The following is an 18,712-nucleotide window of genomic DNA, read 5'->3' as shown; positions in this document are numbered from 1 at the left end:
GTGCGGGTGACGAGCCGGGCGAGCGGCCGCGAGAGAAGCCGCATCCGGTGCGCCATCCGCAGAAGGCCCGCCCCCACCTTCACCGTGGCGGAGCTGCCGCCCGAGACCAGCACCGCCGCCGTGGCCCCGAGGCCCACCGTCGAGAGCGCGAGATCCACCCGGTCCACCTCGGAGCCGCTGGCCCAGGCCTGACCGGCGCGCGCAAGCCCCGCCACATCGCCGGCGGGGGTCAGCACCATGGGCGCCTGACAGAGAAGCTCGGCCGAGAGGCTGCAGGAGGCCGCGTCCCAGAGGCAGGCGAGGCAGCCGGCGGCATCCTCCCACAGCGTCTCCTCGCGCAGCTCCTTGAGGCGGGCGGCGGTCTCGGGGGGCAGGGTCAGGTCCTGTTCCGCCGCCAGCTCCGCCAGCGCCTCGACGGCGACGGGGTTCGGCGGCTCCTCGGCCAGCCGCAGGGCCAGTCGGGCGAGGATCGCCCCGGGCGGAGCATGGCGGGCCATGGCGCGGTCCGAGGCGGCGCGGATCTCGTCCGCCGCCGCCTCGGTGAAGGGCGTGAGCGCGGGCTCGCGGGCGATCCGCGCAGCCGTGAGGCCGGTCGCCGCGAGCGAGCCCATCAGCGCAAGGCCGAGGACCGCCCGGGCGAGCCGCCGGATCATCTGCGCCGCGAGCGGATCATGCCGACGATGTCATGGACCTCGTCGAGCACCGGCCGGGCCAGAGCCTCGGCCCGGTCCGCGCCATCGCCGAGGATGCGGTCGATCTCGGCGGGATCGGCCATCAGCCGGTTCATCTCGTCGCTGATCGGCGCCATGACCGACACCGCAAGTTCGGCGAGCTTCGGCTTGAAGGCGCCGAACTGCGCGCCCGCGAACTCGGCCACCACCGCCTCGGGCGTGGAGCGCGAGAGGGCGGCGTAGATGTTCACGAGGTTGCGCGCCTCGGGCCGCTCCTTCAGCCCCTCGATGCTGTCGGGCAGCGGCTCGGGGTCGGTCTTGGCCTTGCGGATCTTCTGGGTGATCGTGTCGGCATCGTCGGTCATGTTGATCCGGCTCTGGTCGGACGGATCGGACTTCGACATCTTCTTCGTGCCGTCCCGGAGGCTCATGACGCGGGTCGCCACGCCCTCGATCACGGGTTCGGTCACCGGGAAGAAATTCACCCCGAAGTCGTTGTTGAACTTGATCGCGATGTCGCGGGTCAGCTCCACATGCTGCTTCTGGTCCTCGCCCACCGGCACATGGGTCGCGCGATAGGCAAGGATGTCCGCCGCCATCAGCGCGGGGTAGGCGAAGAGGCCGAGCGAGGCCGCCTCGGCATTCTTGCCCGCCTTGTCCTTCCACTGCGTCATGCGGTTCATCCAGCCCATGCGGGCCACGCAGTTGAAGATCCAGGCCAGCTCGGCATGGGCCGTGACCTGGCTCTGGTTGAAGAGGATCGAGCGCGCCGGATCGACGCCCGCGGCGAGGAAGGCGGCCGCGATCTCGCGGGTCTGCTGGCGCAGCTTCGCGGGATCCTGCCAGACGGTGATGGCATGCATGTCGACGACACAATAGATGGTCTCGACCCCGTCCTTCTGCATCTCGGCAAAGCGCTTCAGCGCGCCGAGATAGTTGCCCAGCGTCAGCCCGCCCGAGGGCTGGATGCCGGAGAAGACCCGGGTGGGGAAGACCTGAGGCGTTTGGACCGGCTCGGTCATGGTTGGCTCCGTCTGGGAAAAGGGGGTCATTGGCCTTATCCCCCGGGACAGGGGCCGTCAATGTGACGGCCCGCGCCAGACGGGGTGCCCCATGCGTGACAATTACAATGCCTCGCCGGTCAATCCGATGCCGGCGGTGGTCTGGTTGCTGGCCCTGCCGATCGTCGCCATGGAAGCCGTGGTGGCGCTGGGCGCGAGCGGGATCGTGGGCGGCGGCGCGGGCGAGGGCTGGCGGCTCGACGCCTGGCAGCGGTTCGCCTTCTCGCCCGACCTCATGCGGGCGATGCTCGAGACCCACACCTACCCCTGGCAGGGGATGATCCGGCTCGTGTCCTATCCGCTGGTCCATGCCACCTTCCTCCATGCGCTGATGGCGGTGGTGATCCTGCTCGCGCTCGGCAAGATGGTGGGCGAGGTGTTCCGGCCCTGGGCGGTGGCGGTGGTCTTTCTCGGCGCGGCCGTGGTGGGGGCGCTGGCCTATGCGGCGATCCCAGGCGTGCGGGCTCCGCTGATCGGCGCCTATCCGGCCGATTACGGGCTGGTGGGCGCCTTCACCTTCCTGATCTGGACGCGGCTTGCCGCGACGGGGGGCAACCAGTTCCGCGCCTTCTCGCTGATCGGGATGCTGCTCGGCATCCAGCTGCTGTTCGGCCTCCTCTTCGGCGGCGGCTACGACTGGGTGGCCGATCTCGCGGGCTTCGCGACGGGATTCCTTCTGTCCTTCGCCGTGAGCCCCGGCGGCTGGGCGCGGGTGAGGGAGAAGCTGCGCCGCCGCTGAGAGCCCTGCCGGACAGCCTCGGCCGAGGCGCGGGGCCGCGCGCCCTCAGGCGCGGCGGCGGAGCGACCTAAGATCCGAGAGGCGGAAGGCGCCGATCGCCGCGCCCGCGCCAAAATAGCTCGCAATCCCCGCGGCCACGAGGGCTGCCAGACCGGGATAGCGCCAGCCCGGCTCGGCGAGGAGCGGCCCGAGCAGCCCGGTCGCGCAATGGAGCACCAGCCCCATGAACAGCGCGGCCGCCACGATCCGCGGCAGCCGTGCGCGCAGCCGCTCGTCGAGGCGGCTTGCGGCGCCCATCCCGCGCGAGCCCGCCCAGAGCTGCCAGACCATGACCCAGCCCGAGACGGTGGTGGCGAGGGCGGCCGCCAGAAAGCCCATGACCGGCATCAGCCCGATCGCGAAGGCGAGGTTCACGACCATCGAGACGACCGCATAGTGAAACGGCCGCCGCGTGTCCTCGCGCGCGTAATAGAGAGGCTGCAGCACCTTGTGGAGCACGAAGGCCGGCAGCCCCAGCCCGTAGGCGCCGAGCGCCAGGGCGGTGTTCCAGGCGTCCTCCTCTCCGAAGGCGCCGCGCTGGAACAGCACCTGCGTCAGCGGCAGGGCGATCACCACCAGCGCCACGGCGGCGGGCAGCGTCAGCATCAGCGCGAATTCGGTGCCGCGGTTGAACGAGGCGCGGCTTCCGGCCTCGTCCCCCGCCCGCAGCCGGCGCGAGAGGTCGGGCAGCAGCACCGTGCCGATGGCGATGCCCACGACGCCCAGCGGCAGCTGATAGAGCCGGTCGGCATAGGAGAGCCAGGCCACCGCGCCTTCGGTGAAGCTCGCGACCTGACGGCCGACGAGGAGGTTCACCTGCACCACGCCGCCCGCCAGCACGGCCGGGGCGGCGATCACGGCGAGGCGCTTCAGATCCGGCGTCAGGCGCGGCAGATGCGGCCAGAGGGTGAAGCCCAGCCGCCGCGCCGCGAACCAGGTGAAGAGGAACTGCGCCACCCCCGTCACCGGCACCGTCCAGGCGAGCGTGAGGCCCATGTCCCAGCCCTGCCGGTCGGCGACCAGCATGGCGGCGATGAACATGAGGTTCATCAGCACCGGCACGAAGCTCGCCTCGGTGAAGCGGCCGAAGGCATTGAGCACCCCCGACAGGAGCGCCACCAGCGAGATGAAGAAGATGTAGGAAAAGGCGATGCGCCCGAACTCGACCGCGAGGTCGAAGCGCGCATCGCCCGCAAAGCCCGAGGCCATGGCAAGGACGAGCCAGGGCATGAGCAGCGTGCCCAGAAGCGTGAAGACAACGAGGATCCCGGCCAGCCCCGAGAAGGCGTCGCGGGCAAAGGCCTTCGCATCCTCTTGGCCTTCCACCTTCTTCGCGAACATCGGCACGAAGGCCATGTTGAAGGCGCCCTCGGCGAAGAAGCGGCGGAACATGTTGGGCAGCGAGAAGGCGACGAGGAAGGCCTCGGCCACCGGGCCCGCGCCCAGATAGGCCGCCATCATCACGTCGCGGGCAAAGCCTGCGCCGCGGCTGAGCAGCGTCCAGCCGCCGACCGTCAGGAACCCGCGGGCGAGAGAGATCGGCTTCACTGCTTTGCCCGCTCCGCGCCCTCGACGATCGCCTGACGGAGCTTCTTCTCCAGCGTCTCCTGCCGGTTCTTCTGGTGCAGCTTCAAGCCGAACATGTCCTTCACATAGAAGCTGTCCACGACCTGCGCCCCGTAGGTCGCGATCACGGCAGAGGCGATGTAGATGTTGTTGGCGGCCAGCGTCCGCGTCAGGTCGTAGAGCAGGCCCGGGCGGTCGCGCGTGTCGACCTCGATGATCGTGTAGATGTCGGACCCCTCGTTGTCGAAGGCGATATGGGTCGGGAAGCGGAACTGCGCCTCGCGCTTCTTCAGCTTGTCGCGGTCCTTCAGTGCCTCGCGGGCCACGACCTCGCCCTTCAGCGTCTTGTCGATCATGCTGGTCAGGCGGGGCAGGCGGCTGATCTCGTAGGGCGAGCCCTCGGAATCCTGGATCCAGAAGACGGCGGTCGCATAGCCGTCCTTGGTGGTGTAGGTCCGCGCATCGACGACATTGGCGCCGACCAGCGCCAGCGCCCCCGCCAGCCGCGAGAAGATGCCCGGATGATCGGCCAGCGCGAAGCAGGCCCGGGTGGCGTCGCGGTCGGGATCGGGGTCGAGGTCGATGCGGATCTCGGTCTCGCCGAGGCCCCGCAGCATCCGGGCGAAGACCGCATGCGTCGCGTTCGAGAGCGCCTGCCAGTAGGGGGGATAGTGGCGCGCGAGCTCTGCCCGCAGATCCTTCGGATCCCACTCCTCGAGCAGTTCGCGCAGCGCGCGCTTGGCCTCGTCCGCGCGGTTCTCGCGGTTCAGGCTCTCGAGGCCCGCATCGAGCGCCGTCACCGTGTCGCGGTAGAGCTTGCGCAGAAGCTGCGCCTTCCAGTTGTTCCAGGTGCCGGGGCCCACGCCGCGGATGTCGCAGACGGTCAGCACGGTCAGCAGGTCGAGCCGCTTCTTCGACCGCACCGCCTTGGCGAAGTCGCGCACCGTCCGCGGGTCGCCGATGTCGCGCTTCTGCGCCATGTCGGACATGAGCAGGTGGTAGCGGACAAGCCATTCCACCGTCTCGCATTCCTCGGTGGTCAGGCCGAAGCGGGGCGCGACGCGGCGGGCGATCTGGGCGCCGAGGATCGAATGATCCTCGGGCCGGCCCTTGCCGATGTCATGCAGGAGCAGCGCCACATAGATCACGCGGCGGCTGATCCCGTCGGTCAGGATGCGGTTGGCGATGGGCAGCTCTTCATCCAGCTCGTGCCGCTCGATCTGGGCCAGCGTCGAGATGCACTGGATCGTATGTTCGTCCACCGTGTAGTGGTGGTAGACGTTGAACTGCATCATGGCCACGATGCGCTCGAACTCGGGGATGAAGGCGCCGAGCACGCCCAGCTCGTTCATCCGGCGCAGCGCCCGTTCGGGATTGCCGTGGCGCAGCAGCGTGTCGAGGAAGATCCGGTTCGCCTCGCGGTCGTGCTGCATCTCCTCGTCGATCAGATGCAGGTTGGCCGCGATCAGCCGCATGGCGCCCGGATGGATCAAGAGGCCCGTGCGCAGCGCCTCCTCGAAGATGCGCAGGAGGTTCAGCTTGTCGGCGAGGAAGGCCTTGGGATCGAGCACGTCGATCCGGCCGTTCACGAGACTGTAGTCCGGCTTCAGCCGCTTCTTGCGCCGGAAGAGGCCCATGATTTTGGGCTCGCGCTTCTCGTGGCGCGCCTCGAGCTGCGCGAGGAAGACGCGGGTCAGCTCTCCGACGCGGGTGGCCTGGCGGAAATAATCCTGCATGAAGACCTCGACCCCGCGGCGGCCGCGGGTGTCGGCATAGCCCATGCGGGCGGCCACCTCGACCTGCAGGTCGAAGGTCAGCTGGTCGGTCGCGCGGCCGGTGGCGTAATGCAGGTGGCAGCGTACCGCCCAGAGAAAGGATTCGGCGCGCTCGAAGGTCTCGAACTCGTCCCGCGTGAGCAGGCCCGCCGCCACGAGGCCCGAGGGCGAGGGGACGCGGTTGAGATACTTCCCGATCCAGTAGAGCGTCTGGAGGTCGCGCAGCCCGCCCTTGCCCTCCTTGACGTTGGGTTCGAGCACATAGCGCTGGCCGCCCTGCCGCTTGTGGCGCTGGCCGCGCTCCTCGAGCTTGGCGTCGATGAATTCCGGGCCCGTGCCGCGGAAGAGGTCGTTCCAGAGCGTCTCGTCGAGCTCGGCCGCGAGCGGCGCGTGCCCCGCGAGGAAGCGATGTTCGAGGAGCGCCGTGCGGATCGTGATGTCCTCGCGCCCGAGGCGCAGGCAGTCCTTCACCGTGCGGCTCGAATGGCCGACCTTCAGCCGCAGGTCCCAGAGCATGTAGAGCATGCTCTCGATGACCATCTCGGCCCAGGGCGTGATCTTCCACGGCGTGAGGAAGAGCAGGTCCACGTCGGAATGGGGCGCCATCTCGGCCCGGCCGTAGCCGCCCACCGCGAGGACGGCGATGCGCTCGGCCTCGGTCGGATTGGCCAGCGGGTGCAGCCGCTCGCAGGCCACGCGCAGCGCGGTGGTCACGAGCCCGTCCGTCAGCGCGGCCTGCGCGCGGATCAGGCCGCGCGCCTCGCGCGGTCGGGCTTCGAACGTCTCCGACAGGGCGCGATTGCCCGCGGCCTTCGCCTCCGTCATCTGGCGCACGGCGATGGCGCGGGCGGCCTTGGGATCGAGCGGACCGGCCGCGTCGATCTCGGCCAGGATGCTGCGCGTCAGCGCCTCGGGGTCGAGGATGCGGGAGCGGGGCAGGATCAGCCCCGAGAAGAGCGGATCCTGCGCGGGGCCGGCCTCAGAAGCCGGCGCCACCGAAGCTTCGCGGCGCGGGGTCAATCACTACCACCTGATTGTTGCGGATCTGGGCGACGGCCAATCCGCGTTCGTTGGTGCCGTCGCTGCGCAGCCGGAATATGCCGTTCACGCCGACGAATCCAGAGCCTTGGGTGAGCGCGCGACCGCTGAGCCCGTCCGAGGCGCCGCGCTTGAGAAGCGCCCCCACGGCGGCCACGCCGTCGTAGGCGAGCCCCGAGATCGGATGCGGCGCCTCGCCGTAGGCTGCGCGGTAGCGCTGCTCGTACTGGCCGTAGACGCCCGGGTCGGGCAGGGCGAACCAGCCGCCCTGGACGCCCGGCAGCGAGAGGGTGGCCGAGGGAATGTCCCAGCGCGTGAGGCCGATGAAGCGGGCGGTCTCCTGCGGCAGCCCGTTCTCGCGCAGCACCTGGGTCACGAGCGGCAGCGCGCCCGCCGTGTCGGCGGTCAGGAACAGCGCCTGCGCATTGGTGCCCTGCGCGCGCTCGACGATGCCCGGCGCGGCCGAGACGATGCCGTTCTGCGAGAATTCGTAATCCATCGAGGCCACGAGCGTGCCGCCGGCCTGGGCCACGCCGCGCTCGATGGCGGCGCGCCCCGACTGGCCCGCCGGGGTGCGGTCGCTCACGGCCATGATGCGGCCGCTGCCCTGACGGACGGCATAGCTCGCGAGCCGGTTGGCGGTGTTCTGGAAGGTCGGGCCGAGGACGAAGACGTTGCCGCCCGCGATGTCGGGATTGTTCGAGAAGCTGAGCACATTGACGCCGCTCGGCGCCACGGCGGCGCCCACGGCATTGGCTTCCTGCGCGAAGACGGGTCCGAGGATGATCTTCGCCCCGTCGGCCACCGCCTGCGACGCGACGCTCGCGGCCTGCGAGGGCTGGCCCGCGGTGTTGTAGACCCGCAGGTCGATCTGGACGTTGCCCAGATCGGCGGCGGCGAGGCGGGCCGCGTTCTGCAGGCTGCGGGCCAGAAGCTCGTCGCTGGCCTGCCCCGAGCCCGCGGGCACGAGGAGCGCCACCGGCACCGGTTTCGAGCTGTCCACGGCCGGGCCCCCGCCGGTCATGGCGACGGGTTCGCAGGCGGCGACGCCCAGCGCGGCGAGCGCCAGGGCGGCGCGGCCCAGCGACTTGCGGGCGCGGCTGAGAACGGACAACATGCTGGCTCCTCATCCCGTTGCAATGTTGCGACCGAGCCTATGCGGTCGCATCCGGGATGGCAACTTTGGAAGGAGCGCCCCCATGACCATCGGCGAAGCCGAGCCGGAGAGCGGCCCCGGCGGGGCCCGGCCGCTCGCGCCCGGGCTGCATTTCATCGCAACGCCGATCGGAGCCGCGCGCGACATCACGCTCAGGGCGCTCGACATCCTGCGGGCGGCCGATGTGCTGGCGGCCGAGGACACGCGGACGCTGCGCCATCTGATGGAGATCCACGGCATTCCGCTCGGCGGGCGGCCGCTCGTGGCCTATCACGACCACAATGGCGAGGCGGCGCGCCCGCGCCTTCTCCGGGCGCTCGCCGAGGGGCGGAGCGTGGCCTATGCCTCCGAGGCAGGCACGCCGCTCGTGGCCGATCCGGGCTTCCAGCTCGGCCGCGCGGCGATCGCGGCCGGCCATCCGGTGCTGGCCGCGCCCGGTCCCTCGGCCGTGCTCGCCGCGCTGACCGTCTCGGGGCTGCCCACGGACCGCTTCCTCTTCGCAGGCTTTCCCCCCGCCACCGCTTCGGCGCGCCGCAAGTTCCTGGCCGAGCTCGCGCCCGTGCCCGCGACGCTGGTTCTCTACGAATCTCCCAAGCGCATTCACAAGACGTTAGAGGATATGGCGGTAGTGCTGGGAGACCGGCAGGCCGCCGTCTGCCGGGAACTGACCAAGCGATTCGAGGAAGTGTCGCGGGGCCCGCTGGATCTCCTCGCCAAGGACTTCGGCGACCGTTCCGTCAAGGGCGAGATCGTGGTGGTGGTCGACCGCGCCCCGCCGGTGCAGGCGGGGCCCGAGGATCTCGAGGCGGCGCTGGTCGCGGCGCTCGGGACCATGTCGGTGAAGGAGGCCGCGGCGGCGGTGGCCGGGCAGCTTGGGTTGCCCCGGCGGGACGTCTATCAGGCCGCGCTGCGGCTGGCGGAGGAGCGATGAGCGGAGAAGTGTCCTATCACGCGGGCCGGACGGCCGAAGAGGCGGTGGCCCGGATCTACGACCGATCGGGGCGGCCGGTGGCGGCCCGGCGCTGGCGGGGCCACTCGGGCGAGATCGATCTGATCGCCCGCGAGGGGGCCGAGGTGATCTTCATCGAGGTCAAGAAGAGCACGAGCCATGCCGCCGCCGCGGCCCGGCTCTCGCGCCGGCAGATGGGCCGCATCTATGGCGCTGCCTCGGAGTTTCTGGCCGGAGAGCCACGGGGGCAGCTGACCGCCAGCCGGTTCGACGTGGCCCTCGTCGATGCGCTGGGCCGGGTCGAGATCATCGAGAACGCCTTCGCCGCCTGATCCGGTTGCAACCGTCCGGGCGCTGCGCCATCAAGGGCCCATTCGGCAGGAGATGCGCATGAGCCTGAACGTCGCCCTTCAGATGGATCCGATCGGATCGGTCAATATCGATGCGGACAGCACGTTCCGCATCGCGCTGGAAGCCCAGGCCCGCGGGCATCGGCTGTTCTTCTACACGCCGGACCATCTCGCCTACGACGACGGTCGGGTGACGGCCCGGGGGTGCTGGATCGAGCTCCGGCGCGAGAAGGGCAACCATGTGAGCTACGGCGAGACCACGACCGTCGATCTCGGCGAGTTCGACGTGGTCTGGCTGCGGCAGGATCCGCCCTTCGACATGGGCTATATCACCACGACCCATATCCTCGAGCTGCTGATGCCCGAGGTGCTGGTGGTCAATGATCCGTTCTGGGTGCGCAACGCGCCCGAGAAGCTTCTCGTGTTGCGTTTCCCCGATCTGATCCCGCCCACCACCATCGCGCGCGATCTGGCCACGATCCGCGCCTTCAAGGAGCGGCATGGCGACATCATCCTGAAGCCGCTCTACGGCAACGGGGGCGCGGGCGTCTTCCGGCTGGACCCGAACGACCGGAACCTCTCCTCGCTGCATGAGCTCTTCACCTCGATGAGCCGCGAGCCGCTCATCGCGCAGAAGTTCCTGCCCGCCGTCGAGAAGGGCGACAAGCGGATCATCCTCGTCGACGGCGAGCCCATCGGGGCCATCAATCGCGTGCCGCAGGCGGGCGAGACGCGGTCGAACATGCATGTGGGCGGCCGGGCCGAGAAGGTGAGCCTGACCGATCGCGACCGCGAGATCTGCGCGGCGCTGGGGCCGGTGCTGCGCGAGAAGGGGCAGATCTTCGTGGGGATCGACGTCATCGGCGACTGGCTGACCGAGATCAACGTGACCTCGCCTACCGGCCTGCAGGAGCTCGAGCGATTCGACGGCACCAACGGCGCCGCGCGGATCTGGGAGGTGATCGAAGCCCGCAGGCGCGGCTGACCGGCCTCGGGGCTTCGAGCCGGCCATTCACCCTCTCCGGCGCCCGGAAGAGCTGCGGGCCCGTCAGCCCTGCGTGGCGGGAGTGATCCTCGGCCTGGTGGCGGTGAGGCGGTAGCTCACCGCTTCCGCCAGATGGGGATGGCGCACCTCCGGCGCGCCGTCGAGATCCGCGATCGTGCGCGCCACCCGCAGGATCCGGTGATAGGCCCGCGCCGACAGGCCGAACCGCTCCGCCACCCGGGCGAGGAGCGCGCGTCCCTCGGCGTCGGGAGCGGCCACCTCCTCGAGCAGCGGGCCTTCTGCATCCGCATTCACCCGCACCCCGGCCAATCCGTCGTAACGCCGCGTCTGGAGGGCCCGGGCGGCCGCGACGCGCGCGGCGACGGTGGCCGAATTCTCGGTGGCGGCCGGCAGCCGTCCGTCGACCCAACCGACCGGGGGCACCTCGATCCGCAGGTCGAGCCTGTCCATGAGCGGGCCCGAGATCCGGCCGAGATAGTCCTCTCCGCAGGTGGGGGCGCGGCTGCAGGCCCTGGACGCATCCGCGAGATGGCCGCAGCGGCAGGGATTGGCGGCCGCGATCAGCAGGAAGCGGCACGGGTAGCGGTGGCGGGCATCGGCGCGCGGCACCATGATCTCGCCGGTCTCGAGCGGCTGGCGCAGCGTGTCGAGCACGCGCGGCGGAAATTCGGGCAGTTCGTCGAGGAAAAGGACACCATTGTGGGCGAGGCTCACCTCGCCCGGCCCGGCCCGGCGGCCGCCGCCGACGATGGACGCGGGCGAGGCCGTGTGATGGGGGCTGCTGAAGGGGCGCGCCCGGCTGATCCCGCCCTCGCTGAGCTTGCCCGCGAGCGAATGGATCATGGAGGTCTCGAGCGCCTCGGCCGGTGTCATCGGCGGCAGAAGGCCGGGCATGCAGCGCGCGAGCAGAGACTTCCCAGACCCGGGCGCCCCGATCATCAGCAGATGGTGCCGCCCGGCTGCGGCAATCTCCAGCGCGCGCCGGGCCCGCTCCTGCCCGCTGACAGAGGCCAGATCGACCGAGGCCGCGGGCCGGTCGTTCACCTCGCCCGCCTCGGCGGGCGGGATCGACGCCTGTCCGGTGAAATGACGCACCACCTGGTCGAGCGAGGCGGCTGCGAGGACCTCCGTGGCCCCGACCCAGGCCGCTTCCGCCCCCGAGCCGCGGGGGCAGAGGAGCGCGCGATCCTGTTCGGCGGCCGCGACCGCGGCCGGAAGGGCACCCGCGACCGGGACGAGGCGCCCGTCGAGCGACAGTTCTCCGATGGCGAGGATCCGCTCGACCTCTTCGGCGGGCACGATCTCGAGCGCGGCCAGAAGCGCGAGCGCGATGGCGAGATCGAAGTGCGAGCCTTCCTTGGGCAGGTCGGCGGGCGAGAGGTTCACGGTGATCCGGCGCGAGGGCAGGGCGATGGACATGGAGGCGAGCGCCGTCCGCACCCGCTCGCGCGCCTCCGAGACCGCCTTGTCGGGCAGGCCCACGATGGCGAAGGCGGGCAGCCCCGGCGAAACGGCACATTGCACCTCGACGCTGCGCGGATCGATGCCCTCGAAGGCAACGGTGAAGGCTCGGGCGATCATGGGCTTCCCCTTTCGCCCGAGCCTTAGCCGGAATTGGTTTAACGAGCGTTAACCGCTTTCGGGCGGCCGTGGCCCGCTGCCCTAGAGGATCAGTGCGGCTGCCCCCCGACCCATTCGTAGATCACCTCCGGGGCCTTGGTGCAGCCGCAGCAGGATTTGCCGCAGGCCAGCGCCGCGCAGGGCAATTCGCGCGCCTTGCCCTTGCCGATCCAGTGCTCGACCATCCCCCGCATGGCGGAGGGATCGCAGCGAAAGCGGTGCGCGAGGTCTCCGAGGCTCGCCTGGTGGCGCTCGCGCAGATAGTCACGGACAGCGATCAGCAGCATGGATCCTCAGGCTCCGGCGGGGGCGGACCGGGAGGCGCCGGTGCCCCCGATCCGCTTCATGACGAGGATGACGAGGGCGAAGGCCGCGAGGACCCCGCCGATCCAGAGCGCCGAGGCCTCGGGATGGCGGGCGAAGGTGGCGGCCTGATAGAAGACCGTGGCCGAGCCCCAGCCCATCATCAGCGTCCAGACCGAGACGAAGCCCGTCCAGGCCGGGCCCGCCTCGCGCCAGACGGCGGCGATGGCGGCGGTGCAGGGCACATAGAGCAGCACCATGAGGAGATAGGCGAAGGCCCCGGCCTGACCGTCGAAGAGGGCGCGCATCGCGCCGAAGGTGCCGGTCGAAACCTCGAGCTCCTCCGCGGCGACGTCCGTCGAGGAGATGTCCCCGAGCTCGATCCCGAGCGGGTCGGTGAACGCGCCGGCGAGGTCGCCGAAATTCTCACCGATGGTCGCCACGGCGGCCGAGAGGCCGGCGGTCAGACTGTAGGGCGCGGCCTCTTCCTGCACGTCCTCCGTCCCGCCCATGCCGGAATAGAGCGCGTTCAGCGTGCCCACCACCGCCTCCTTGGCCAGAAGGCCGGTGAAGATGCCGACCGTCGCGGGCCAGTTCTCGGGGCGGATGCCCATGGGCTCGAAGGCCGGGGCGATGGTCTGGCCGATGGCCGCCAGCACGGAATTGTCCGTGTCCTCGTTGCCGAAGCTGCCGTCGCGCCCCCAGGAGTTCAGCACCGCAATCACCGCCACCACCGGCACGAGCACCCGGCCCGCGCGGATCACGAAGGACTTGAGCCGGTCCCAGGTGCGCAGCAGTACCGAGCGCAATGTGGGGATGTGATAGGGCGGCAGTTCCATCACGAAGGGGGTGGTGCTGCCCGGCAGGAGCGTGCTCTTCAGCACGAGACCGGTGAAGACGGCCGCGAGGATCCCGATCAGATAGAGCAGGAACACGAGGTTCTGCCCGTTCGCCGGGAAGAAGGCGGCGGCGAACAGCGCATAGACCGGCAGCCGCGCGCCGCAGGACATGAAGGGCGCCATGGCGATGGTCATGGTCCGGTCGCGCTCGTTCTCGAGCGTGCGCGTCGCCATCACCGCGGGCACGTTGCAGCCGAAGCCCACGATCAGCGGCACGAAACTCTTGCCCGGCAGGCCCACGATCCGCATGAACCGGTCCATCACGAAGGCTGCCCGCGCCATGTAGCCCGAATCCTCGAGCACCGAGAGGAAGAGGAAGAGGCAGGCGATGACCGGGATGAAGGTGGCCACCGTCTGCACGCCGCCGCCCACGCCCGAGGCGAGCACGGTCGTCAGCCAGTCGGGGCTGCCCGCCCGGCCGAGAAGTTCGGCCGTGCCCTCGACGAAGATCGTCGCGGCCGCCACGTCGAAGAAGTCGATGAAGGCGCTGCCCACGTTGATCGTGAACAGGAACATCAGATACATGACGAAGAGGAAGATCGGGATGCCGAGCACCCGGTTCAGCACCACCCGGTCGATCCGGTCCGAGAGGGTGCGGCCGAGTTCGGAGGTCCGGCGCACCGCCGCGGCGGTCACCTCGGCCACCGCATCGTAGCGGCCGCTCGCGATGGCCGTGTCGGGATCGTAGCCCAGAGCCTCTTCCAGCGCCTGCCGCGCGCGCGCCACCTCGGGAGCCAGCGCCGGCACGCGGGCGATCAGCGTGCGGCTGCCCTCGAGGAGTTCGAGCGCGAGCCAGCCCGGCGCGCGCGTCTCGCCCGCCGCCTCGATGGCGGGGACGAGATCGGCCACCGCGGCCTCGATCTCGGGGACGTAGGAGAGCGGCTTCACGGCCGGCACGCCCGTGTCCAGCGCCCGCACGAGGGCCGCCTTCAGCTCCTCGATGCCCCGGCCGGTGGCGGCCACGATGGGCACGACCGGACAGCCGAGCCGGGCCGCAAGCGTCTCGAGGTCGATCTCGATCCGCTGGCTTGCGGCGATGTCCATCATGTTGAGCGCCACCACCACCGGCACGCCCATCTCGAGGATCTGCAGCGTCAGATAGAGGTTCCGCTCGATGTTCGAGGCATCGACGATATTGACCACGAGCTGCGCCTCGCCAGACAGGGCGAAGTCGCGCGCGATCCGCTCGTCGGTCGAGACGGTGTGGCCGGATCCCAGCGAATAGGTGCCGGGCAGATCGACGAGGGCCGCGGTGCGGCCGGCGAAGCGGATCTCGCCGGTCTTCTTCTCGACCGTGACGCCGGGCCAGTTGCCGACCATCTGCCGCGTGCCGGTCAAGGCGTTGAAGAGGGTGGTCTTGCCGCAGTTCGGATTGCCCAGAAGGGCGATGGTGGCCCCGCTCATGCCGCGGTCTCCTCGATGGACAGGGCCGAGGCTTCGGCCTTGCGCAGCGACAGCTGATAGCCGCGGACCTCGATCACCACCGGGTCGCCCAGCGGAGCCACCCGCAGGACGCGCAGCGCCGTGCCGGGTGTCAGGCCCATCGAGAGCAGCTTCTGGCGGTAGGCGGCACCTCCGGGGGCGTAGCCCGTGACGCGGGCGGTCGCGCCGGCCGCCATGTCTTTCAGCGAGAGAACCATCGGCTGTTACCTGTCCTGCAGCGGGGTGACGAAGATCTTGCGGGACATCTCCTGCCCGAGCGCGAGGCGCGACTTGCCCACCGCGAGGAGAAGCGGGCCCGAGACGCAGCCGCGGATCACCTTCACCTCGCCACCGACATGCAGGCCCATCTCGGAAAGACGCTTCTGCATCTCCTTGCAGCCCGCGAGCCCCGTGACCGCCAGCCGCGCCTCTTCCGGCGCGAAGGCCAAGGGCATCTGCCTCGCATTCATCATCAACTCGTCTCCTTCGCCCCGGACCCTCTGCCCGTCGGACCACCCTGAGTGGTTTACGGTTTTAATAGGGATTGGAGGCTGGGGCACCTTGACGCGGATCAAGTTCCGGCCCCGGAGAGAGCATGTTTCGGGAATTCGGAGAGGCCGCCTGCTCTTGTTCCGAGCTGTTCGCTCAAGAATTGGGCGGACTTCGCCCGGGACGGTGCTCTCGAGCCGCCGGTCGAGGCCATGAGGCTCCCAGGATCGCATGACGCGGACGAGACGGAGAAGCACAGGGCGCGGTACAACGGATCGCGCGACAGCGGGCATGAACTTCGGGCCATTGGCACGGCCGGAGCGCATGTGACGGGACGTGCCAGCACGATCGGGCCTGCGCATTGATGCGCTCGGCTGTCGGGGAAGATGTCCCGCTGCGGGTCATGAGCGGCGTCTGGCACTCTGTCTCGGCATAGATGCTCGAGACATCGGGCGCCGGCACGAGAGGCGCGCGCGATGCAGGACATGCTGCGCGGGCCCCGACGGGAGGGGCCAGTGGCCCCTCCCTAAGAATCGAACCCGCTGGGAGACCATCAGGCGCGGGCTTCGATGGGAGGGGCCAGAGGCCCCTCCGTCCGGACTCAGGCCGCTGCGAGAGCGCTCTGGTTCACCTCGGCGCCGGCGAGATCGTTCAGAAGGCCATCGGTCTTCTTCTCCTCTTCCAGCGTTTCGGCCAGAAGCTTCGCCGCATCCTCCATCCCGAGGGTCTTGGCCCAGGCCACGAGCGTCCCGTAGCGGGCCATCTCGTAATGTTCGACCGCCTGCGCCGCCGCGAGCAGCGCCGCGTCGAGCGCCGGGCTGTCCTTGTATTCGTCCATCACCTCGGAGCCTTCCTCGATGATCCCGTCGATGGCCGGGCAGGTCTTGCCCTGCGCCCGCTTGCCCAGAAGCTCGAACACCTTCTCGAGCCGCTCCTTCTGGCCCTCGGTCTCTTCGCGGTGGGTCTTGAAGGCCTCCTTGAGCTGCTCGGACTGGGCCGCGCGGGCCATCTTGGGCAGGGCCTTCAGGATCTGGCGCTCGGCGTAATAGACGTCCTTGAGCATGTCGTGAAAGGCCGTGTCGAGTTCCTTCGTCTTCATGTCTGTCTCCATCCAGGTTGTGCCCGGTGAACGGCCGGTCACGCCGGATGTTCCGCCCGTCCGCGCGCCGAATGGCCTGACTGCGCGGAACGGGGAGGGATGCAGGGCGCAGCGCCCGCCCCAATGAGAACATCCGGCGGAGGAAGACCTCCACCGGATGCGAGAGCCGCCGGCCGCAACCTTGCCCGCGGGCCTCGACAACCAGCCTCAGAGCGGGCCGGTCGACCCTTCGACCCGGATCCGCACGGGCGTGCCCTTGTAGGCGGGCGTGCCCGACAGCTCGTCGCGGGCCTCGAGCGGAACGAGCGGATTGGTCTCGGGATAATAGGCGCCCACGCAGCTGTCGGGCAGGTCATAGGCCGTCACCCGCATCCCCGACACCCGGCGATCCACCCCGTCGCTCCAGGCACATTCGAGGGTCACCCGCTGGCCCTCGTGCAGCCCGTGCCGCGCGATCTCCTCGGGGTTCATCAGAAGCACGTTGCGCGGTCCCTCGAGCCCCCGCAACCTGTCGGAGAAGCCGTAGATCGTCGTGTTGAACTGATCGTTCGACCGCAAGGTGACCAGGGTCATCTCCTTGCCCCCGGGCGGCTCGCCCAGGGCGCAGAGCGTCTCGGGTGCGGTGAACTGCGCCTTGCCGCTTTCGGTCTTCCACTGCCGCTCGCGCGCGGCATTGCCGCGGTAGAAGCCGCCCGGCGTGAAGAGCCGGGCATTGAAGGCCGCGAACTGGTCGGGCCAGCAGGCCTCGATCAGGTCACGGATGTGGCGGTAATCGCCGATCCAGTCGCGCCAGCGCAGCTTCGGATTTGCGGGCAGCGTCGCTTCGGCCAGGCCCGCCACGATGGCAGGTTCCGACAGAAGCCATGCCGAGGCGGGCGGACGCTTGCCCACCGACCCGTGGATGTGGCTCAGGCTGTCCTCCATCGACACCGCCTGCGGACCGCTGGCCTGACGGTCCTCCTCGGCGCGCACGAGGCAGGGCAGAAGCCAGCTGTCGCGGCTGACCAGCGTGTGCGAGCGGTTGAGCTTCGTCGCCACCTGCACGTTCAGATCGAGACCGGCCCAGGCGGCATCCGTCCGGCCCTGGTCGGGAATGGCCCGCGCGAAGTTGCCCCCGAGCGACAGGAACGCCTTCATCGTGCCGTCGAGCAGCTTCTCGGCCGCGACGGCCGTGTTCCAGCCCTCGTCGCGCGGAATGGAGAGGCCGAACAGCTCTTCCATCCTGTCGATGGGCACGAGCGAAGGCTTCTCGCTGATCCCGACCGTCCGCTGGCCCTGCACGTTCGAGTGGCCCCGGACCGGCGAGACGCCGGTGCCCTTCCGCCCGATGTTGCCGCGCATCAGGAGAAGGTTCACCAGCATCCCGATGTTGAGCCAGCCACGCACATGCTGGGTAAGGCCCATGCCGTAGATCCCGATCACCTTCTCCGACCGGGCATAGATCTCGGCCACCTGCTCGAGATCGGCGCGCTGCAGCATCGAGTTGCGCTCGATCTCCTCCCACGGGGTCTCGCGGATGCGCGCCTCGAAGGCCTCGAAGTCCGACGTATGTTCGGCCACGAAAGCGCGGTCGATCACCGAGCCGCGCTGGTCCTCGAGCGCGAAGAGATGCTTGCAGATGCCCGCCAGCGCCGCGATGTCGCCGCCGGGGCGCACCTGAAGATAGATGTCCGAGATCTGCGTCGGGCTGCCCAGCGTCATCTGCGACGGGTTCTGCGGGTTCACGAATTCCACGAGGCCGCGCTCGCGCACGGGATTGAAGGTCACGATCTTGCAGCCGCGCTGCACCGCCCGCTGCAGCTCGTGCAGGAAGCGCGGGCTGCTCGTGCCGGTGTTCTGGCCGAAGAAGAGGATCATGTCGCAGTGGTTGAAATCCTCGAGCACGCAGGTGCCGACCGACGAGCCGATCACCTTCTTCAGTCCGACGCTCGTGGTCTCGTGGCACATGTTCGAGCTGTCGGGCAGGTTGTTGTGCCCATGGGCCCGCGCGAAGAGCTGCCAGAGAAAGGCGGTCTCGAGGCTGGCCTTCCCGGAGGTGTAGAAGACCGTCTCTTTCGGATCGATGCCCCGGAGCCGGCCGCCGATCTCGCGGAAGGCCTCTTCCCAGGTGACGGGAAGATAATGATCGCTCGCCGCGTCATAGCGCATCGGGTGGGTGAGGCGGCCGGTCTTCTCGAGGTCGTGGTCCGACCAGGTGCGCAGCTCCGAGACGGAGTGGGCGGCGAAGAAGTCCGGCCCGCAGCGGTCGGTGGTCAGGTCCCAGACCGTCGCCTTCGCGCCGTTCTCGCAGAATTCGAACAGATGGGGCTTGGCGGGCTTGGCCCAGGCACAGGAGGTGCACATGTGCCCCCCGGGCTTGTTCTGGCGCATGAGCGTCTGGATCACGCCCGGACCCGGCTTCTGATCGAGCAGAACCTTGGCGATGCCGCGGACCGACCCCCAACTGCCCGATGCCGCCTCATAGAAGGGCGTGTCCTTGCGCTGCCGCTTCTCCTTGGGTCGATCCATCGGCTCCTCCTTGCGTGGCGTG

At 69.6% G+C, this 18,712-nt stretch carries 15 protein-coding genes and 1 pseudogene; 4 read left to right on the top strand and 12 right to left on the bottom strand.

The features are described 5' to 3' along the window. A pseudogene (locus A9O63_RS03645) lies at positions 1–653 on the bottom strand (hypothetical protein); the annotation flags it as partial. Further along, positions 650–1,693, bottom strand: coding sequence for a tryptophan--tRNA ligase (gene trpS / locus A9O63_RS03640; protein ID WP_069330714.1), 1,044 nt, complete (start codon positions 1,691–1,693; stop codon positions 650–652). The gene trpS and the pseudogene A9O63_RS03645, both read right to left, overlap by 4 nt. Before the next feature lie 91 nt (positions 1,694–1,784). On the opposite strand from trpS, the gene A9O63_RS03635 reads away from it, so the two are divergent. Then, positions 1,785–2,471, top strand: a complete 687-nt coding sequence (locus A9O63_RS03635) for a rhomboid family intramembrane serine protease (protein WP_069330713.1) — start codon at positions 1,785–1,787, stop codon at positions 2,469–2,471. 45 nt (positions 2,472–2,516) lie between these two features. Here A9O63_RS03635 and murJ read toward each other — a convergent pair whose 3' ends face one another. From murJ to A9O63_RS03620, 3 genes are read right to left on the bottom strand one after another with little or no spacing between them, the layout of a single operon-like run. Further along, on the bottom strand, positions 2,517–4,058 hold the full coding sequence (gene murJ, locus A9O63_RS03630) for a murein biosynthesis integral membrane protein MurJ (RefSeq protein ID WP_069330712.1): 1,542 nt from the start codon (positions 4,056–4,058) through the stop codon (positions 2,517–2,519). Further along, complete coding sequence (locus A9O63_RS03625) at positions 4,055–6,847, bottom strand: [protein-PII] uridylyltransferase (protein ID WP_069330715.1); 2,793 nt, start codon at positions 6,845–6,847, stop codon at positions 4,055–4,057. Before A9O63_RS03625 ends, murJ begins: the two co-directional genes overlap by 4 nt. Then, on the bottom strand, positions 6,831–8,006 hold the full coding sequence (locus A9O63_RS03620; protein WP_069330711.1) for a penicillin-binding protein activator: 1,176 nt from the start codon (positions 8,004–8,006) through the stop codon (positions 6,831–6,833). Before A9O63_RS03620 ends, A9O63_RS03625 begins: the two co-directional genes overlap by 17 nt. Positions 8,007–8,088: 82 nt before the next feature. On the opposite strand from A9O63_RS03620, the gene rsmI reads away from it, so the two are divergent. From rsmI to gshB, 3 genes are read left to right on the top strand one after another with little or no spacing between them, the layout of a single operon-like run. Then, positions 8,089–8,976 carry a 16S rRNA (cytidine(1402)-2'-O)-methyltransferase gene (gene rsmI / locus A9O63_RS03615; protein WP_069330710.1) on the top strand — a complete coding sequence of 296 codons (888 nt, stop codon included), beginning with the start codon at positions 8,089–8,091 and terminating at the stop codon, positions 8,974–8,976. Continuing rightward, entirely contained in the window at positions 8,973–9,326 is a 354-nt protein-coding gene (locus A9O63_RS03610; RefSeq protein ID WP_069330709.1) for a YraN family protein, read from the top strand. The genes rsmI and A9O63_RS03610 overlap by 4 nt, the downstream gene beginning before the upstream one ends. 58 nt (positions 9,327–9,384) lie before the next feature. After that, complete coding sequence (gene gshB, locus A9O63_RS03605) at positions 9,385–10,329, top strand: glutathione synthase (RefSeq protein WP_069330708.1); 945 nt, start codon at positions 9,385–9,387, stop codon at positions 10,327–10,329. A gap of 63 nt (positions 10,330–10,392) precedes the next feature. Here the strand turns inward: gshB and A9O63_RS03600 are convergent, their stop codons facing one another. The 7 genes from A9O63_RS03600 to A9O63_RS03570 all read right to left on the bottom strand — a co-directional run bounded on the left by A9O63_RS03600 (position 10,393) and on the right by A9O63_RS03570 (position 18,690). Beyond that, positions 10,393–11,931 (bottom strand): YifB family Mg chelatase-like AAA ATPase, encoded by a 1,539-nt coding sequence (locus A9O63_RS03600; protein ID WP_069330707.1) that lies wholly within the window; start codon positions 11,929–11,931, stop codon positions 10,393–10,395. Positions 11,932–12,020: 89 nt separating this feature from the next. Further along, positions 12,021–12,257 carry a FeoC-like transcriptional regulator gene (locus tag A9O63_RS03595; protein WP_069330706.1) on the bottom strand — a complete coding sequence of 79 codons (237 nt, stop codon included), beginning with the start codon at positions 12,255–12,257 and terminating at the stop codon, positions 12,021–12,023. 6 nt (positions 12,258–12,263) lie between these two features. Then, on the bottom strand, positions 12,264–14,576 hold the full coding sequence (feoB, locus tag A9O63_RS03590; protein ID WP_069330705.1) for a Fe(2+) transporter permease subunit FeoB: 2,313 nt from the start codon (positions 14,574–14,576) through the stop codon (positions 12,264–12,266). Then, entirely contained in the window at positions 14,573–14,812 is a 240-nt protein-coding gene (locus A9O63_RS03585; RefSeq protein ID WP_002722680.1) for a FeoA family protein, read from the bottom strand. Before A9O63_RS03585 ends, feoB begins: the two co-directional genes overlap by 4 nt. 6 nt (positions 14,813–14,818) lie before the next feature. Further along, positions 14,819–15,067, bottom strand: a complete 249-nt coding sequence (locus A9O63_RS03580) for a FeoA family protein (protein WP_069330704.1) — start codon at positions 15,065–15,067, stop codon at positions 14,819–14,821. Between the two features lie 617 nt (positions 15,068–15,684). Continuing rightward, on the bottom strand, positions 15,685–16,182 hold the full coding sequence (locus tag A9O63_RS03575; RefSeq protein ID WP_412841970.1) for a YciE/YciF ferroxidase family protein: 498 nt from the start codon (positions 16,180–16,182) through the stop codon (positions 15,685–15,687). 207 nt (positions 16,183–16,389) lie between these two features. Continuing rightward, positions 16,390–18,690, bottom strand: a complete 2,301-nt coding sequence (locus A9O63_RS03570; RefSeq protein WP_069330702.1) for an FdhF/YdeP family oxidoreductase — start codon at positions 18,688–18,690, stop codon at positions 16,390–16,392. Positions 18,691–18,712: the final 22 nt, after the last annotated feature.

It is taken from the genome of Cereibacter johrii (genome assembly GCF_001720585.1).
Lineage (GTDB): Bacteria > Pseudomonadota > Alphaproteobacteria > Rhodobacterales > Rhodobacteraceae > Cereibacter_A > Cereibacter_A johrii.
Note: the sequence above shows the minus strand (reverse complement) of the source record. Positions and strands in the feature narration are given on the sequence as shown.

Coding starts and splice junctions, on each gene's coding strand:
- trpS (WP_069330714.1), bottom strand. CDS start 1,693: ATGACCGAGCCGGTCCAAACGCCTCAGGTCTTCCCCACCCGGGTCTTC.
- A9O63_RS03635 (WP_069330713.1), top strand. CDS start 1,785: ATGCGTGACAATTACAATGCCTCGCCGGTCAATCCGATGCCGGCGGTG.
- A9O63_RS03620 (WP_069330711.1), bottom strand. CDS start 8,006: ATGTTGTCCGTTCTCAGCCGCGCCCGCAAGTCGCTGGGCCGCGCCGCC.
- rsmI (WP_069330710.1), top strand. CDS start 8,089: ATGACCATCGGCGAAGCCGAGCCGGAGAGCGGCCCCGGCGGGGCCCGG.
- A9O63_RS03610 (WP_069330709.1), top strand. CDS start 8,973: ATGAGCGGAGAAGTGTCCTATCACGCGGGCCGGACGGCCGAAGAGGCG.
- gshB (WP_069330708.1), top strand. CDS start 9,385: ATGAGCCTGAACGTCGCCCTTCAGATGGATCCGATCGGATCGGTCAAT.
- A9O63_RS03600 (WP_069330707.1), bottom strand. CDS start 11,931: ATGATCGCCCGAGCCTTCACCGTTGCCTTCGAGGGCATCGATCCGCGC.
- A9O63_RS03595 (WP_069330706.1), bottom strand. CDS start 12,257: ATGCTGCTGATCGCTGTCCGTGACTATCTGCGCGAGCGCCACCAGGCG.
- feoB (WP_069330705.1), bottom strand. CDS start 14,576: ATGAGCGGGGCCACCATCGCCCTTCTGGGCAATCCGAACTGCGGCAAG.
- A9O63_RS03585 (WP_002722680.1), bottom strand. CDS start 14,812: ATGGTTCTCTCGCTGAAAGACATGGCGGCCGGCGCGACCGCCCGCGTC.
- A9O63_RS03580 (WP_069330704.1), bottom strand. CDS start 15,067: ATGATGAATGCGAGGCAGATGCCCTTGGCCTTCGCGCCGGAAGAGGCG.
- A9O63_RS03575 (WP_412841970.1), bottom strand. CDS start 16,182: ATGAAGACGAAGGAACTCGACACGGCCTTTCACGACATGCTCAAGGAC.
- A9O63_RS03570 (WP_069330702.1), bottom strand. CDS start 18,690: ATGGATCGACCCAAGGAGAAGCGGCAGCGCAAGGACACGCCCTTCTAT.